Annotated in this window: 11 protein-coding genes; 4 read left to right on the top strand and 7 right to left on the bottom strand. The window is 63.4% G+C overall.

Annotation, left to right across the window (positions count from 1 at the left end):
• Window position 1 precedes the first annotated feature (1 nt).
• Together NT151_11425 and NT151_11430 are read left to right on the top strand one after the other, a co-directional pair.
• Window positions 2-2,758, top strand: coding sequence for a bifunctional acetate--CoA ligase family protein/GNAT family N-acetyltransferase (locus NT151_11425; GenBank protein ID MCX6539524.1), 2,757 nt, complete (start codon window positions 2-4; stop codon window positions 2,756-2,758).
• A gap of 33 nt (window positions 2,759-2,791) precedes the next feature.
• Window positions 2,792-3,316 (top strand): hydrogenase maturation protease, encoded by a 525-nt coding sequence (locus NT151_11430; protein MCX6539525.1) that lies wholly within the window; start codon window positions 2,792-2,794, stop codon window positions 3,314-3,316.
• Here the strand turns inward: NT151_11430 and glgX are convergent.
• The 4 genes from glgX to NT151_11450 all read right to left on the bottom strand — a co-directional run bounded on the left by glgX (window position 3,205) and on the right by NT151_11450 (window position 7,667).
• Window positions 3,205-5,463 (bottom strand): glycogen debranching protein GlgX, encoded by a 2,259-nt coding sequence (gene glgX, locus NT151_11435; protein MCX6539526.1) that lies wholly within the window; start codon window positions 5,461-5,463, stop codon window positions 3,205-3,207. The genes NT151_11430 and glgX overlap by 112 nt on opposite strands.
• Window positions 5,464-5,465: 2 nt before the next feature.
• Entirely contained in the window at window positions 5,466-6,023 is a 558-nt protein-coding gene (locus tag NT151_11440) for a LemA family protein (GenBank protein MCX6539527.1), read from the bottom strand.
• Between the two features lie 65 nt (window positions 6,024-6,088).
• Window positions 6,089-6,913: a TPM domain-containing protein gene (locus tag NT151_11445; protein ID MCX6539528.1), complete on the bottom strand. Its 825-nt coding sequence runs from the start codon at window positions 6,911-6,913 to the stop codon at window positions 6,089-6,091.
• Between the two features lie 13 nt (window positions 6,914-6,926).
• Window positions 6,927-7,667 (bottom strand): hypothetical protein, encoded by a 741-nt coding sequence (locus NT151_11450; GenBank protein ID MCX6539529.1) that lies wholly within the window; start codon window positions 7,665-7,667, stop codon window positions 6,927-6,929.
• Window positions 7,668-7,745: 78 nt separating this feature from the next.
• Between NT151_11450 and NT151_11455 the strand changes: the two genes are divergently transcribed.
• A complete protein-coding gene (locus tag NT151_11455; GenBank protein ID MCX6539530.1) occupies window positions 7,746-8,753 on the top strand; it encodes a YvcK family protein in 1,008 nt (335 codons plus the stop codon).
• Complete coding sequence (locus NT151_11460) at window positions 8,746-10,002, top strand: MgtC/SapB family protein (protein ID MCX6539531.1); 1,257 nt, start codon at window positions 8,746-8,748, stop codon at window positions 10,000-10,002. Before NT151_11455 ends, NT151_11460 begins: the two co-directional genes overlap by 8 nt.
• A 39-nt stretch (window positions 10,003-10,041) precedes the next feature.
• On the opposite strand, the gene NT151_11465 is transcribed toward NT151_11460, so the two are convergent.
• From NT151_11465 to NT151_11475, 3 genes are all read right to left on the bottom strand, one after another.
• The gene (locus NT151_11465; GenBank protein MCX6539532.1) at window positions 10,042-10,230 is read right to left on the bottom strand and encodes a type II toxin-antitoxin system HicA family toxin; all 189 of its coding nucleotides are present in this window, start codon (window positions 10,228-10,230) and stop codon (window positions 10,042-10,044) included.
• Window positions 10,231-10,823: 593 nt separating this feature from the next.
• Window positions 10,824-11,636, bottom strand: coding sequence for a hypothetical protein (locus tag NT151_11470; protein MCX6539533.1), 813 nt, complete (start codon window positions 11,634-11,636; stop codon window positions 10,824-10,826).
• A 278-nt stretch (window positions 11,637-11,914) separates the two neighbouring features.
• Window positions 11,915-17,299: an ATP-binding protein gene (locus NT151_11475; protein ID MCX6539534.1), complete on the bottom strand. Its 5,385-nt coding sequence runs from the start codon at window positions 17,297-17,299 to the stop codon at window positions 11,915-11,917.
• Between the last annotated feature and the right edge of the window lie 244 nt (window positions 17,300-17,543).

Here is a 17,543-nt window from a genome sequence, read left to right on the forward strand (position 1 = left end):
CATGTCGTCTGACCGGGAAGCCGTTTCACTCAAACCGCCGTTCAAACCGCCCTCCAACGTGCTGGGGATCGATCGCCATCCGCTCGAGAATTTCTTCTCGCCGCGTACGGTGGCGGTGGTTGGCGCCACGGAGAAGGTCGGCAGCGTCGGCCGGACCATTCTCTGGAACCTCATCACCAACCCGTTTGGGGGTACGGTCTTTCCGGTCAATCCGAAGCGATCCAGCATCCTCGGCATCAAGGCGTACCCCTCGCTGAAGGACGTGCCAGAAACGGTGGACCTGGCCGTCGTCGTGACGCCAGCTGGGGCGGCGCCAGACGTCATCAAGGAAGGCGTGGAGGCGGGCATCACGTCGACCGTCGTCATCTCGGCCGGCTTCAAGGAGATTGGTCCGGTTGGTGTCGAACTCGAGCGTCGGATTCTCGAAGAAGCAGCCAAAGGCGGCATGCGGGTCATCGGTCCCAACTGTCTGGGCGTGATGAGCCCGATTTCCGGCCTCAATGCCACCTTTGCGAGCAGCATGGCGCGCAGCGGGTCGGTCGGGTTCATCAGCCAGAGCGGCGCGCTCTGCACGGCCGTCCTCGACTGGAGCCACAAGATGTCGGTGGGCTTCAGCGCCTTTGTCTCGATCGGATCGATGGTGGATGTCGACTGGGGCGATCTGATCGGGTACCTCGGGCAGGATGCGCGGACCAGGAGCATTGTGCTGTACATGGAGTCGATTGGCGACGCGCGGTCGTTCCTGTCGGCGGCCCGTGAAGTTGCGCTCACCAAGCCGATCATCGTCATCAAGGCGGGGAAGACGCAGGCGGCGGCCAAGGCGGCCGCGTCGCATACCGGCGCGCTGGCCGGCAGCGACGAGGTGCTCGACGCGGCGTTCCGGCGCTCCGGCGTGCTGCGCGTCAAGACTATCGCCGAGCTGTTCTACATGGCCGAGGTGCTCGCCAAGCAGCCGCGCCCGAAAGGCCCGAGACTCACCATCCTCACCAATGCCGGCGGGCCTGGAGTGCTCGCCTGCGATTCGCTCATCAGTCATGGCGGGGAACTGACCGCCATCTCGGATGAAGCGATGGCGGCCTACAACGAGTTGCTGCCGCCGCACTGGAGCCACAACAACCCCGTGGACATTCTCGGAGATGCCGAGCCCGAGCGGTATGCCAGAGCGCTCGACATCGCGGCCCGGGACGCGAACGCCGACGGGATGCTCGTCATCCTCACGCCCCAGGCGATGACCGATCCCACCCAGACCGCCGAGGCACTCAAGGCGCACGCGCGCCAGTACACCAAGCCGGTGCTGGCCAGCTGGATGGGCGGCGCGGATGTGGCGGCCGGAGAATCGATCCTCAACAAAGCCGGGATTCCGACGTTTTCCTATCCCGACACCGCGGCGAAGACGTTCTCGTACATGTGGCGATACAGCGACAACCTCCGGGGGCTGTACGAGACGCCAGCGCTGCCGGAGGACATCGAGGGGATCCCGGATCGCGACGCTGCCGCGCGCATCATCGGACATGCCCACTCCACCGGACGGACGCTGCTGGCCGAGCACGAGTCGAAGCAGTTGCTGGCGGCGTACGGGATTCCGACGGTGCCGACGCGGATCGCCGTCGCGATTGACGAGGCCGTGCTCCACGCGGACAGCCTCGGTTATCCCGTCGTGCTGAAGCTCTACTCCGAGACGATCACCCACAAGACCGACGTCGGGGGTGTGCACCTGAATCTTCGAGACGCCGATGCCGTCTGTCGGGCCTGGCAGTCCATCAAGGCGTCGGTGACCGAAAAAGCCGGGGCACAGCATTTCCTCGGCGTGACCGTTCAACCGATGGTCCAGTTCGAGGGCTACGAGCTCATCGTCGGGTGCAGCCTCGATGCGCAGTTCGGGCCGGTGCTCCTGGTCGGGGCTGGCGGCCAGCTGGTGGAGGTATTCAAGGACCGCTCGCTGGCACTGCCGCCGTTGACGACGACCCTGGCACGGCGGATGCTGGAACGCACCCAGATCTACTCGGCGCTGAAGGGCGTGCGCGGGAGGGCGCCGGTGGACCTGGCCGCGCTCGATGAACTGCTGGTGCGCTTCAGTCAGCTGGTGGTCGAGCAGCGCTACATCAAGGAGATCGACATCAACCCGTTGAAAGTGTCGGCCGAACAGTTCGTCGCGCTCGACGCGCGGGTGGTGCTCCACGGCGCGGACGTCAAGCCGGAGGCGCTGCCGCGGCTCGCGATTCGCCCGTATCCGCGTCGCTACGTGCGCGAGGCGACGCTCAAGTCCGGGGCGGCCGTCACGATCCGTCCCATCCGCCCCGAAGACGAACCGTTGATGGTGACATTCCACGAAGGACTGTCGGAACGCAGCGTGTACCTGCGGTACTTCCACCTGCTGAAGCTCGGGAGCCGCGTCACCCACGAACGGCTGACGCGCATCTGCTTCATCGACTACGACCGCGAGATGGCGCTGGTGGCCGAGATCCGCGATCCGCAGACCGGGGAGCGCGAGATTATCGGCGTGGCACGTCTGCACAAGATCCACGGCACCAATGACGGCGAGTTTTCCATCCTCGTGATCGATCGCTACCAGAGACAGCGCCTCGGGTCCGAGCTGATGCGGCAGCTGATCGAGATCGCGCGTGGGGAAGGCTTGTCGCGCCTACGCGCCGACGTGCTGACTGAGAACACCGACATGCAGCGCATGTGCGAGAAGCTCGGCATCATCATCCGCAGGACCGACGACCCGCAGTTGGTGGCCGCGGAGATGTGGCTGTAAGGGCGCAATGAATTACGCCCGCGTGAGCCAATCGTGACCTCGACTCCCGACTCCCGACTCCCGACTCCCGAACCCCGAACCCCGAATCCCGGTCAGGTGCTGGTGATCGGCATCGGCAACGAGTTCCGCCGAGATGACGGGGTGGGCATTGCCGTCGCACGGTCGATCAGGGCCCTCGCGCTGCCCGGCGTCGAGGTGTACGAACGTTGCGGCGAGGGCACCGATCTGATCGCGTCGTGGTGCGATCGCCCCTTCGTCTTCGTTATCGATGCGGTCAGTTCCGGCGCGCCGGTCGGAACCGTCCACAGATTCGAACTCGCAGGGGGGCAGGCCGTTGTCCCCATCCCTCCCGCGCGCGTCTTTCGCGGGACGTCCCACCAGATTGGCCTGGGCGAGGCCATTGAACTCGGCAGGCTGCTCGGGCAGCTTCCGTCACGACTGGTGGTCTACGGTATCGAGAGCGCGGAATTCCGCGACGGGGTCGGGTTGTCCACGCTGGTTGAGCAGGCCGCCGCCGAGGTCGTCGCTCGCGTCACGGCCGACTGCGCGGCGTTATGAGAAATGGGGTCAGACCCCAATTCTCGCGCCAAACCCAGCCGCAGCAACGCCAGCGACTGAGCACCCAGGGGATAGACAGACGCATCGGCGCCAGCGCTGATCGCGGGCGGCGTGCCGTTGGTGTCGAACAGGCACGTCCACGTGCGTCCCTCCGCTGATGGCGGGAGGGTAAAGCGGATGGGCGCGACGTCGGCATTCAGCAGGATGAGCAGCGTATCGTCGCGGACTGGGGCGCCACGGTCGTCGAGTTCCGCAATCGCGTCCCCGGCCAGCATGGCGCCGAGCGAGCGGGCCTGGAATGCGTTCCACGTGGCATCGGTCATCTCGCGCCCGACCGGATCGAACCACAGAATGTCGGTGACGTGTTGACCGCGACCGCCGCGGCCCTGGAAAAACGTCCGACGGTGCAGGATGGGATGACTGGTGCGGAGCCGGACGAGGTCACGGACAAACGTCAGCAGGTCGGCCTGCTCGCGGCTCAGGTTCCAGTCGAGCCAGCTGATCTCGTTATCCTGGCAGTAGGCGTTGTTGTTGCCGCGCTGTGTCCGGCCGAACTCGTCACCCGCGCAGATCATCGGCACGCCTTGCGACAGCAGCAGCGTCGCCAGCAGATTGCGCATCTGCCGGGCACGCAGCGCCAGCACGGCGGCATCATTGGTTGGCCCTTCCACGCCGCAGTTGCAGCTCAGGTTGTTCGCCTCGCCGTCGTAATTGCCTTCGCCATTCGCCTCGTTGCGCTTCGCCTGGTAGCTGACCAGATCGCGCAGCGTGAACCCGTCGTGTGATGTCAGAAAGTTGATGCTCGCGTAGGGACGTCGGCCGCCCTGCGCGTACAGGTCGCTGCTGCCCGCCAGCCGGCTGGCCAGTTCAGAAACCTGCCCGCCCTCGCCGCGCCAGAAGCGACGGACCAGATCGCGGTACCGGCCGTTCCATTCCGTCCCGCCGGCGGGGAAGTTGCCGACCTGATATCCGCCCTCGCCCAGGTCCCACGGTTCGGCAATCAACTTGACCTGCGAGAGAACCGGATCCTGCTGGATGATGTCGAAGAACGATCCGAGTTTGTCGACCTCGAACAGCTCGCGAGCCAAGGCGCTTGCCAGATCGAACCGGAAACCGTCGACGTGCATGTCGACGACCCAGTACCGAAGGCTGTCCATGATGAGCTGCAGCACGCGCGGGTGGCGCATGTTCAGCGTGTTGCCGCAGCCGGTGAAGTCCTGGTACAGACGCGGATTGCCGGGCATCAGCCGGTAGTACGACGCGTTGTCGACGCCGCGCATCGAGAGGGTCGGCCCGACGTGATCGCCTTCGGCCGTGTGGTTGTACACCACGTCGAGAATAACCTCGAGACCCGCTTCGTGCAGCGCCCGCACCATCATCTTGAACTCGCGCACCGCCGCCATGCGCCCCCTGGCCGAGGCGTAGCGGACGTCGGGCGCGAAGTAGGCCAGCGAGTTGTAGCCCCAGTAGTTGGTGAGACCGCGCGAGACGAGGTCGCGATCGGTGGCGTGGAGATGGACCGGCATCAGCTCCACCGCGGTGACGCCGAGCTCCTTCATGTGCTGCAGGGCCGCGTCCGACGACACGCCCAGGTACGTGCCCCGCAGCGACTCGGGCACGCCCGGATGGCGGTACGTGAAGCCCTTGACGTGCAGCTCGTAGATGATCGTCTTGTGCCACGGCGTGCGCGGCCGGCGATCGTCGCCCCACGTGAAGGCGGGGTCGATGACCGCCCCAAGCGGCGCCACCGCCGCGTTGTCACGCGTGTCTGGCGTCAGGTCCTGCTGGCTCGCGTCGCGGTCGACTCCGTAGATCGCATCGTCCCACTGCAGCTTCCGGCCGATCGCCTTGGCGTACGGGTCGAGCAGGATCTTCGCGGGATTGAACCGATGGCCATCCTGCGGCGCATACGGGCCGTGCACCCGATAGCCGTAGAGTTGCCCGGGTCTGACGTCCGGGAAGTAGCCGTGCCAGACGTGATCGGTCCGCTCGGGCAGCCGGACGCGCACCGTCTCGCGCGCGTCGGCGGCCGAGTCGAACAGGCAGAGATCAACCGCCGTCGCGTGTTCCGAGAACAGAGCGAAGTTCACGCCCAGGCCGTTCCACGTCGCGCCAAGCGGATGCGACCGGCCGGGCCACGCACGCATGGTCATTTGCCGAAATTGACCGTCGGGACCTTCTTCGCCTCGGGGGGTGTCTGGAAGTAGGGGTATTCCTTGAAGCGGAACATCGACGCCGTGATGTTCGAGGGGAACTCGCGGCGCTTGGTGTTGTACGCCTGGACCTTCTCGTTGTACCGCATCCGTTCGACGGCGATGCGATTCTCGGTGCCGGACAACTCGTCCATCAACCGGTTGAACGACTCGTTGGCCTTGAGCTGCGGATAATTCTCGACCACCATCAGCAATCGCGCCAGCGCGGACGACTGCTCGTTGGCCGCGGCCATCTTGGCCTCGGGCGTGCTGGCACCCGCCAGTTTCGCCCGCGAGGCGGCGACGGCCTCGAAGACTTCCTTCTCGTGGCTCGCGTAGCCCTTGACCGTGTTCACCAGGTTTGGAATCAGGTCGTTTCGGCGCTGAAGCTGGTTCTCGACCTGCGACCACTGGCTCTTGATGGCCTCTTCCTGGCCGACAAACGTGTTGTACGAGCATCCCGACAGCGCCATCGCCGTCAGGACGATGCAGGCATTGATAATCAGTCGTCTCATCGTGTCCATCCAGATGTCGATTGCATTCATTCTACGCGTTTAGGGGCGTGCCGGATGTCTGGTGGCTACCAGCTCGACCCGCCGCCGCCCCCGCCACTGCCGCCTCCGCCAAACCCGCCAAATCCACCCCCGCCGCCAAACCCACCACCGCCGAATCCTCCCACGCCGCCGGTCCACCCGCTCCACCCCCCGCCACCCCAGCGATTCGACCGGCGCACCGAGGATGGCGAGATGAACCACCCGATGATTCTTGCGATGCCAAAGAGGAGCACCAGAATGATGATGCCGATCGACGGTAACCCGGTCGAGCGCGTCGACGGCCGCTGGCTCACGGGCGCGGGCCGGCGTACGCCGCCGACTGAGACCCCTCGCGCATCCGCGATATGGAGCGCGAAGTACTCGACGCCGGCGCGCAGGCCCTGACCATACTCTCCGCGCTTGAAGCTGGGCGTCATGACCTGCCGGCTGACGTCGCCCGCGTACCCGTCAGTGATGATCTCTTCGAGGCCGTAGCCCACCTCAACCCAGACCTGCCGCTCCTTGATCGCGAGCAGCACCAGCAGGCCGTTGTCCTTGCCCTTCTTGCCGATGCCCGAGCCTCTGTTTGCGAACATCTTGACGGCGAGTTCCTTCGCATCCGCGTACGGGACCACCGTCGCGACGGTGGCGACAATCATGGTGTCGCCCGTCGCCGCGAGCAGATCGCGAATCGTGCGGTCCATCGCGACCTTGCTCTGTCCGTCGATCACGTTGGCGAAGTCGTTGATCGGGGCCGTGAGCGGCGGGGGCGGCGGCTGGGCATGACTCGGGCGAGCCACGCCAGCGCAGATGCCAAGCGTCATCACGATCGTGATGAACCCGGACGCGAGAGAGCGACCGCGAGAGGTCATGCGAGGGGCCATCTCACGCCTGCCACGCATCAACATAGTGCACTAGGCGTTCGACCACGTGGATGTACGCCGGATAGAGACTCTGCGCGTCGGTGGCGCTGATGCCCTTCGATCCACCAGCCGCCAGGACCTGTTGTACGACTCCGGGCGTGAGGCCCACCGTGGCTTCGAGGTGGCCCGCGAACCGGGCGGCATCCGTGACGTCGACGCCCTCGAGACGGGCCATGCTCACCAGCAGCAGCCGGAACGGACGCGCCGACGCCTGGATGATAGCCCCAAGTTCTCGAGGCTGAGCCGCAGCCTGGATGTAACCTTCACGCAGATGCAGCAGATGACTGCGCGCCTGGACCTCGCACGCCCGACGAATATCGGCCGGAGCTACGGTCAATCCCGCCAGCACATCGGTGCCGAAGACGACGCGGTGATGGGCGAGGATCTCGCCGAGTTCGAGCGGGAACGCATCAAGCGACCGTGCGAGCTCGGACCCCGGTATCAGGAGCGGTGTCGCCAGTCCACGTCGCTTCCACGTGCTGGCGAGGTTGGCGCACGCGCGCAGATCGCTGGCGTCAATCGACTCGACGATCACCAGCGTGTGAACGTGGCCATGCGCCTCTCCAGCCGCACCGCCCGTCAGCGCCTCGGCCTCTCCATTGCCGCCGTAGATCGACACGGACTGGAGCCGCTTGCCGAAGATGGTGTCGAGTTCGTGGAGGAGCTTGATGACGGGTTCGGGAATGGTCTCTGGGTCTGCCATAGGCTCTATTCTACTAAGTCATACGAGAAAAGACGCCGTCGGGGTTCAAGACGCGGGAAGGACTGGTAGAATCCCCGCATGCGCCTCCGGATCATCAAAGTCGGCTGCTTCGGCGGGGGAACGGGGCTGCCGAGCGTGCTGGGCGGATTGAAGCGGAATCCCTGGATCGACCTCAACGCCATCGTCACGATGTTTGACAGCGGCGGAAGCTCGGGCCAGCTTCGGGACGAACTGGGTGTGTTGCCCCCGGGCGACATCCTGAAGTGTGCACTGACATTGGCCCGCAACGAGCGCGAGGCGCGGCGGGTGCTGCTGTCGCGCTTGCCGACGCTCGAGGACTCGCGGCTGGCCGGGCACACCGGCGGCAATCTGCTGCTGTCGATGATGGAGCGCTACAGCGGCAACTTCATGGCCGCCGTCGAAGGCCTGCGCTCGCTGCTTGGCTGCAAGGGCCGCGTGTGGCCGGTGAGCATCGATCAGGCATCGCTCTGCGCGCGCTACGCCGATGGTCACGTGACGAAGGGCGAGAACCAGATCGATGCGCGCCAGACGGCCGGGCATGTGATCCAGGATATCTGGCTCGAGCCGGAGGTCAGTATTCACGCGCAGGTGGCTGCGGCCGTGCAGGATCTGGACGCGGTGGTGATTGGCCCCGGCAGTTTCTACACGAGTCTGCTGCCCGTGCTCGCCGTGCAGGGCATGGCCGAGGCCCTGGCACCGGTTCCTGGCCCGATCGTGCTCGTGGCCAACCTGCTCACGGAAGGGCGTGGCATGGACGGATTCACGGCGGCCGATGAGGTGAGCCGGATCGAGTCGTTCATCAAACGCCGCGTCGATGCGGTCGTGTTCAACGAAGGTCGGCCATCAGCCGACGTGCTCGCGCGGTACGGCGCCGAACACAAGCGGCCGCTCGAACTCGGCTCGCTGCCCGACCATTGCCGGCTTGTCAGCGGCACGTTCTGGCGGCGGGACATCGCGCGTCACGATCGGCCGAGACTGGGGCACGCGCTGTGGGCGGTACTGGCCGGTTCGCTGGGCGCCGCGCGCCCCAGGGAGGCCGGCGAGGCCGTGACCACCCATGGATGACGCCACGCTTCGCGACCTCGGATTGCTGCTGGCGATGTGTGGCGGCGCAGCGGTCGGGGTCGAGCGCGAGCGGTCGGGCCATCTCAAAGGCCAGGAGGGTCGTTTTGCCGGCGTGCGGACCTTCACGCTGCTCGGGGGCTTGGGCGGCGGCGCGGGATGGCTCTACGCCGCTAATCTCACATGGCTCGGGGTCGTGCTGCTAGCGAGCGGGGCGATGATGGCGCTGCTCGCGTACGCGGCCGCGTCGCGCGAGCACGACATCGATGGCACCACCGAGGTGGCCGCGCTGGTCACCTTGATGGCCGGCGTCTTTGCCGGAGCGGGGCAGGCTCGCCTGGCTGGCGCGATCATCGCCGTCACCGTGCTGATCCTGGTAGAGAAGTCGCGAATGCACGACTTCGTCGATCGGATGGACGAGATGGCAATGCGCGCCGCCATTCGATTTACAGTGATGGCCGTCGTCATCCTCCCAATGCTGCCCGAAGGCCCGTACGGTCCGCTCGGCGGATTCCGGCCACGCCAACTGTGGATGTTCGTGCTGTTTTTTTCGGGCCTCAGCTTTATCGGCTACGTGGCGCGCATGTTTGTGGGCGCGCGGCAGGGATATCTCATCGCCGGGCTGCTTGGCGGAATGGTGTCGTCGACGAGCGTGACGCTGACGTTTGCGCGGGCGAGCCGGACCGAAGATACGCAGGTCGGCGCGCCACTCGGCTATGGGGTGATCGGGGCGTGTACCGTCATGTTCGTGCGCATCGTGGCGGCCACGGCCGTGCTGTCGATGACGCTGATGCTCACCATCCTGCCGTACATCGTGGCGCCTTTTCTGGTTGGTCTCGTGGGCGTGCTGATCGGCTGGCGCCGGAAGCAGGAGGAGCGTCACGAAATCGAGACGCACCAGAATCCGCTCCAATTCTCGGCTGCGCTCCAGATGGCGGTTCTCTTCCAGGTCGTCATGTTCGTCGTGGACGCGGTTCGAGCCGCGTGGGGCGATGTCGGCGTCATCGTGTCGGGCGCACTGCTCGGCTTCGCCGACGTCGACGCGCTGCTGCTCTCGATGGCGAAGAACGCGTCGACCTCCGGTTTCGCCGCGACATCGGCGCTGGCTGTGGCCGCTGGGGCCCTCTCGAACACACTGCTCAAGCTGGGCTTCGCGCTGGCGGTTTCGCGGCCGCCGTTCCGCCGCGTCGTCGGCATCGGACTCGGCGCCATGGCGCTGGCCGCCCTCGCGTCGATTCTGCTGGTCAGATAGTGCGAACCTGCGCAGTTCGTTCAGGCGGACGCCTGAAGACTATCCGATGACGGGTACGCCAAGTCCACGACAGATCTTGCGGATGAGCGTATTCGGAATCTCCGTGTGGCGGGGCACGGCTTCAACGGTGCCGGTTCTGGGATTCTGCCACAACGAGTGCGAGGCGCCTTCACGCTTCAGCACACACCCATGCTTGCGCAGGTGCTGCAGCAGCGCGGTTCGTTTCACGCAACAGTCACCGTATCACGCTCAGCATCGGGAGGCACTCCCCGCAGACCGTCCTCGAGACGATCATGGAGGATTAGGGCAATCGCTTCGGCGAGGCTCTGACGGGCCTCGTCTTTACTGTGGCCCTGGCCGTTCGCGCCGGGAATCTCGGGGCAGTACGCAACGTACCAGTCCCCGTCGCGTTCGAGGATTGCCGTAAACTGGTGAGCCATGATGTACGCAGTATAGCATCCGGCCAACAATGCCCGCTACACCGGGCCAAGCCGACGTCGCTCCCTCGATGGAGCCTCGATTGCGCGGGTGAGTCGGTCACAACTCGATCCCTCCGCACCCGCCATATTCAGCTGTTCGTGTCGCTCGGGTGCATCAGTCACCCCCGATCGCCGTCTCAGAAACCCCCGCGAACCGGCCATCTGTTTCGCCCCGATTCCCTCGTCAATCGGCTAGCTGGACGATGAGAGCGCAAGTCTCAGAAACCCCTTGATTTCGGTACGCGGCCGGTCGCAGGGTAGGCGGAACCGACGTTTCGCGCTCACCCGCCGGCACTCACAATACCACCGGCGGCGGTCGGGTGCAGCGCGATGTTGGGCGGCTCACCTGGGAACAAAGGCCGAGTCATTGAGCGTATCAATTGCCGAAATCCATGCCGCTGGGACAGTGGCGCGAAAGAACAGGCCGCAGTCCGTTTCCAAGCGCCGAGATTGGAACTCTGGATGAACCTGCTTGTAGCTCCACGACGCCAAGAGATCACCTACGAGATTGGGTACCTCGCCTCGATCGCGCATCATCTGGACGCTGAAGAAGGGATGGGTTGTCTGGATCGCGGCCGGCCCAGGTACGGCGAACTGGATTACTCGAGCTGTGCCGTCTTCGCCGAGAAGAGCCCGCCCGTCTTCCCCAAGCAAATCAAGAGCGACCTGCTGGTCGAACTCGGAACCACCGATCAAGTAGTGATTGAAAGCGTGCACCAATCCAGTTTTTGAAAGCGTAAGGTGTACTTGGCCCTCGCGAATGCCAGCTGTGCCGCCGGCACCGTACTTCCGGAGTGCCTCCGGCAACCGACCGCACACTTGTGGCCACAGCGGATGGCGGGACAAGGCCCTCTCCAGTCGGTTGCGCCGCGCGTCTGCGACTAGGGGAACAAGCCCTTCGGATCGAACCGAGGCGAGCTCGGAATCGGTCAAGCGGGTTCCGTGGTACGCGGCGACCGTCGTTGATTCGATCCAACGCAAAGTGAGATCGATGACGGCGTCGCGCCCAGCCTGTGCCAAGGTCACGTCCAGCGCATCCTCGATGTACGTGGGCGCGGCTCGAACGAGGTGCTGCCGCAGATCGGTGGGAATCCCAGAGGTAAGGGCGCGCGAAAGGTCAGGAGCCCACTCATCGATGCTATCGAAATCAATCATGCTGAACAGTCGAAACCCCTTTGACATCGTACCGTTCGAGTATGCCTACCGTCACAGGTCACCGGCGCCAGTCAGGCCGTCCGATGCACCGCCTTGTTGGGCGCGATAAGCTTAAGGTGTTCTCAGGAAAGACTCCGACATACTGCTCCTCAGATGTTTAGTCTAGAACCAAGGTAGCCGTACACGCACTATTGGCAATCGAACGGCTGGCACATGTAAGGCCTTGGTGCAAAGAACATGGGCCAAGTAAGTGCAATTATCTGGGCGAGCTTCTACGGCTAGGAGGGCAAACGCACTTCGCGAAATGCCTCACCAAGCTGAAGCGCCGCACTACGCCGATCGCCCATGTCGACCAGCATGTCGAGAATCCGTAGGAACTTCTGGGCCAGAGCCAGCGTCATAGGCGCGTCACGATAAGCGAAGTGCTCCACCAGCTCCGCTATGCGCGCCGGAATGAACGTTCCATGCCAACCCTTTAGGTTGTCGGGTCCGTCGCCGATAATCGCGAGAACTTGGTCCGCGAAGGCTTCGGCCGGGTAATTAGCCCCAGCGCGCTCAGAGAGCGTCAAAAACGGGTCCATCACGGAACCAGCCCATCCGCCCGCGCGAACGAAACGATCAATCAGGGGCAAGATGCGGCTGATTTCTGACCAGTCGCCATTGACGTAGCGAGCGGCCAAGTCCGCGCGTTCGACTGAGACAAACATCAACGTGCGAACAAGCTCGGGCTGATCGAAGCCCGAGAATTCTCCGCTCCGATGGGCATCTCGCTTGAAGGCAGAGGCGTGGAGAAGTCGCCCAAGACAGAGGTCAAGTGTCGCGACTGCGTCGGCTGGAACGACCGGCGCATCGTACACGTGGGCGCAGACGTAGGCGCTCGCGAATGGAGAGAGAAGAGCCCAGCAATTGTCGCCCTCGAGCCCCAAAATCGGACCGAGGAAGCGGGCGTGAAAGTCGCTAAGTGGGAGAAGTCCGGCTACATGGCCGAGTTTCATTCCTAGGGCGTGAGTCCACTCAAAGATGCGGGTCGCCGAACGATCTCGACGTCCGGGCTTCACCCAAGGCGGCGCATTCTTCTGGTTGGTCCAGTCGAGAACACCGGCGAGGTAGTCGAGTAGCGCACTTCTCGCGCTACTACTCAGGACGTCTTCGAAGGGGATGCGGTTGAGGATTGCCGCGGCCTGCTCTGAATGCCAGAAGACAGCAGGTTCACCCCACACCTCAGCCGCGTCGGCCGCGTCATCCGCGTCGTACTCTTCATGGCTTTGACGCCCACCCCCGCCCTTCCCGGGTTCGACCTTCACCCAGGCTGGCGGTGGTAACGGAAGGGAGGGCCATCCGCTGCCGTTTTCATAGAACGCAAGCGCCGCGTCGACCGCCGCTCGCGCTTCATTTGACGAGTGGAGCACTTCACCGTGTTGACGGAGTTGCTCGCGCGGCCGCAGTGGAACGTGGCAGAGCGAAAATGCCAAGATCAGCGCGGCCCAAGTCAGCTTGGGGTCCTTGGACCAAAGTTTACAGGCTTCTTCGAGCGCGGCCAATGAAACGACTTCAAGTGGATGTGCAATCAACTTGAGGAGGTCGCGAGCCGCGCCGCTCGCCGCTGTACCTTCGCGGAGGTCCGCTGCGACGCCTCGCGCAACGTAGATCGCCTGGTGCCACGGGATGATAGAACCTGGCGACCACATCAGATCGGGCTTTTCTGGCAGACGGATCGCGCGCCCTAGGACGTCACGAGCCCACTCAAGGTCTTCTTGAGTGCGCCCTTCTCGGAAGTTGAGCGCGATGGCGGCGGTCGCGGCGACCGCACCTCGACGCATACCCAAGAGCTCTTCTTCGTTCTCGCCGTTCGGGTGCTCGAACAAGTCGCGGACATCCGCTTTCCTGGCCAACGCGATGGCACCCTCGACCGTGTAGGTGTCGCTCAGTATCTTCTCTTCGAAAGACTTGGACGCCCATGTCCAAAGGCTCGTCTGCCTAAGCTGCTTAGAGGCCTCTTTGGCCCTAGCAACCTTTTCAGGCTTGGCGGCAGAAGGGCTGACGTGGACAATCGCAATCTGGTCTGAATCCTCTTTGGTACGGTAGGCCTGATAATTGTTCTGGTCCGCCAGTTCGGCATATTCGAGTGCCTGTTCTGTCAGGTGCTCCCGCGCCTCCGGAATGTTTCGGTGCTCTTCGTACTGGTAGGGCAGATCGTCCTTGAAATTGAGGATCGCTTCGCGGGCTCGGTCGCGTATGGGTCCCGTCGTAAAGATGAAGTTAGGCACCATCCAGCTAAGCTGGGTCTTACGGACCAGCCGGGCATTTGCTGCTTGAATCGCGTCAATGTGAGGCTTGTCGGTGCGATGCGTGAAGCCGATCAAGTTCGCCGTTGACGAGAGGTCTTGCCCCATTCGGTTGTGGTCTGCAGCCAACAGGCGCTGCGAGGTGACGAGCGGTAACGTCGCTTCGGACACCGTCTCGGTGTGGAGCGCAAGCATCGACGCGATGCCCAGAATGGCGATGCACTCGTTCCCCTCGACGACTTGCTGGATCAGTTCGTCAACGGGCCGGCCGCGCGCTAATTCGGCGAAGCACCACTCTTCAAGCGCCAAAAACCCGCAGCCGATGGACATCGGCGCCCACGTCGACCGAAACCAAAGATACTCCCGATCAGTGCCCCAGAATCTTTGGGTGCCCCAGAGAAATGTCATTTCGAGCGGTATTGGGCTGCCTCCACGGTCGCGCGAGTGGCGATGCAGTTGTCGCCACGCGGTCATCGCGTGATTGCAGAGTTCCCGAAGGAGCCGCAGTGCCTCGTCGGGCGATGATAGGAAAAGCGAGTGAAAGGGCTCTCGAAGCGGCGAAGGGGGCCAAAAGCCCTGGTAGTCATCGTGGATCGAAAGCCTCTCCCAGTCGTGGTAGCTGAAATCGCCGATCGTTCGCAGTGAACACCCGACCGAAAGCGCGATTTGATCTCGACGCGTGCGCTCGGCTTCCGGCTTGGCCAGAGCAGCTTTACGCCACTCGGCTGCGTCACTAAGTTCCTGTTCTTCGCGGGCGACTTGTTCGTCTGGAAGCTCCTCTCTCAGGAACGTCAGTGAAAGCGCGACGACCGAATGGGGCAGCGATTGCGCGAGGACCGGTGAGAAGGCGACGATGTCATGATACGCATCGTCACGGATGCGCTCTGAGTTGGTGACCCGCTGCAAATAGTCGGCCGCGAGGGTCGGTTCGGCTCTCGACGATCTTAAGAGGAGCTGGCTAAGGGATTTTCGGAAAGCGCCTAAGTCGGGCACCTTCTCCCAGTACACAGAGTTCTCGTCAGGCCCATCGGCGGTACTGATCGCGTCGATGGCGGCGAGCCAAGTCGCGCATTCTTGTAGGAGAGCACGAGACGTCGGATTGCGAAGGTCGGCTAGCGCGTTCTGCCAGACCTCGAAGATAGCGACGATCTCCGGATAGAGCCTCTGCGGAATGTCTGAAATGCGCCGGAGGATAAAGTCGATGAGGCGGCGCCACGCGGCGAAGTCGGAAGGCCACCCGAGAAGATCAGCGAACCGTTGGCGCTGCTCCTGTGGGAGCGCGCCAGCGAGGATGTTCGCATTCGGGGAGGTCTTCTCAGCCTGAAACCAGACGAGCGCCTTCCTGAAGAGACGGAAGTCGTCGGCAAAGACCGCAGTCGCGAATTGGTCCTCATCAACCTCGAACCTCGCAGTTCCAAGGGGACCGACCAGCCACGCTCGCAGCCATTGTGATCTAAGGGGCGAACCCTCAGTTTGCGTGAGGTACACCGACCAGTCTTGTCCCCGCGCGTACTCCCATTGGGAGACGAGTTCGACTACGCGTGCGACCGCCGGAGGCTCGCCGCAGGCCTTGATCTCTTCCATCCATTGGGACCCGCGATCGGCCAAGACATGGACAAACGCCCATTCGAAGAAGATGTCGTGAGCAAAGCGGACAGAGATCCCTTCGCGAGCAGCTTGGAGTATACCGTCCGATCTTAGGTCATCGATGTGTGCGACCGAAGTGAGCTGGCTGAGGTGAATGGGCTGGCTAAGCTGGCGCGCACGAACACTTGCCAAACCGAGCAGTGCAAGCCGGCGTTCAATCGCGCCTTGGCCGGTCGCGTTATAGCCACCCCGCTGCCACCAATTCTCAAGCAGATCGACTTCAGATTGAGGAGTGAATGTCGGAACACTAGGTGATGCCATGTAACTCTGATTCAGCACCTTCGCAAAGAAAGGGCGGCGGACGATCTCCCGCACCTGGGCTGAGCCAAACAGAAGCGGCCTCAGGTGTGGTTTGGCTCTTGCGAGCGTCTCGGCCTCTTCGTCGGTTAGCTGACCAACGCTAAGCGTTTCGACCTTCAGGGCATCAAGGAACTCGCCCAACCAATTGCGAAGCACTTCAATGCCGGTGTCGCGAAGGGAGACGACGACGCGCCAGTTGTCGAGCCGCGGCGACTCCACAATGGCGCGGATCACGTCGAGGATGACGGGCTGGTGCTCTTTCTCGATGCGATCGATCGCATCGATGAAGAGAATGGGAGTGCCGGCGGCCCCGACCTCCACGAGAAGTTGCACTAGGGGGGCACCCGAGAGACCTTCCGATGTCGCGTAGCTGATCCAACTGGTGCCTTCGAGCTGTTCGGCTTTCAGGAAGAGAACCGGCCCGCGTTCTAGCGCGCGCTGTACCGCTCGCCTCACCACGACTGATTTGCCACTTCCTGGCAGGCCGCGAACCTGGACGACACGGGCCGTCGTGAGCTTGGCGTCCAGGTCCTCAAGGAGTGAGGTTCGGTCGAGTTTCGTTCCGCCAACATCGTCCGGAATGAGGTTTATGTAGCTCCTTGCGAGCTCCGTCAACTTGGCAAGGTCGAGGCGAAAGGAGTTCGCGCCGCGAAGGCGTGCGACAGGTGAGATCGAGCGCACAAGCCGCGTGCGATCAAACTGGCCTGATTTGCCGGCTGACGCGCGAGCCAGTTGAATGACCCGCGACCAGACGAGGGGCGCCTTGGCTGCGTCATCGGACGCGAGGCACTCTCGGATACGATTAATGGCATCAGGGGGAACTGTGGCGCCTTCGCGAAGGAAGTCGAACTGAATGAGCACGAAGTGCGCAAGGAACCGATGCACTTCTTCACTCGTGCACGGAGTTCCCTTCGCTTCGTCCAGTAAGGCGACGATGTCGTTCTTGACTGCTTTAATTTCGGCGCTGGCGCTGCCAGCGCTCGCAAGGCGAGCATCAAAATGCTCAGCCGTCAAGCTTTCGCGGGCCCAATCGCAAAGGGTCTTAAGCACTCGTTCTTTGGCAGGAGTGACCGTGCCAATTGCTGCTCCGTAACGGTCGGCGTTGATGCGGAAATCAGACTTTTTGAAGGTGGCCCAACTGTCGCGGATGATGTCGCGATAGTCTGTGTTTGTCGTCGCCTGGCTGATCGTGAGCGAACGCTTTACCTGGAGGCTAAGGCGAGCGGGGGTCTTTTCGGCGTCTTCAAAATCGACGATCACGTCATCAAGGGGCTCGCCGAAGTCGCGCTGCTGAACCGACACGCGGGCAACGGTTCGATCATCGATGCCCGGTGCATGTGCCTCGGCTAACAGCGCAACGAGATAGAACGCAGCTACGTCGCCCTCGAAGGTGAAACCCTCGCCGCCGGCGAGTTCAGGTGATTGCGGCATCGCTAACCTGCAAAACTCGTGGATCAGTCATGAGTTGTGGACCCGAATTGGCGGCTGCAGACACTGACTGCTTGCCAAGGTCGTGTCCTTGTTTCATTTGCCTGCCCAACAGATAGGGTTTTATCCGCGCGCGATGCCCGTTCGAGATCGAGGCCGCTGTGGTCGCGCGCGGATAAGGCCCGTTGAACTGAACCGCATTGGTGGCCTGCGGCTATGGGGATTGTAAGGCCGGCGACCTCAGACC

This window comes from Acidobacteriota bacterium (assembly GCA_026393675.1).
Classification (GTDB): Bacteria; Acidobacteriota; Vicinamibacteria; order Vicinamibacterales; family JAKQTR01; genus JBAXOX01.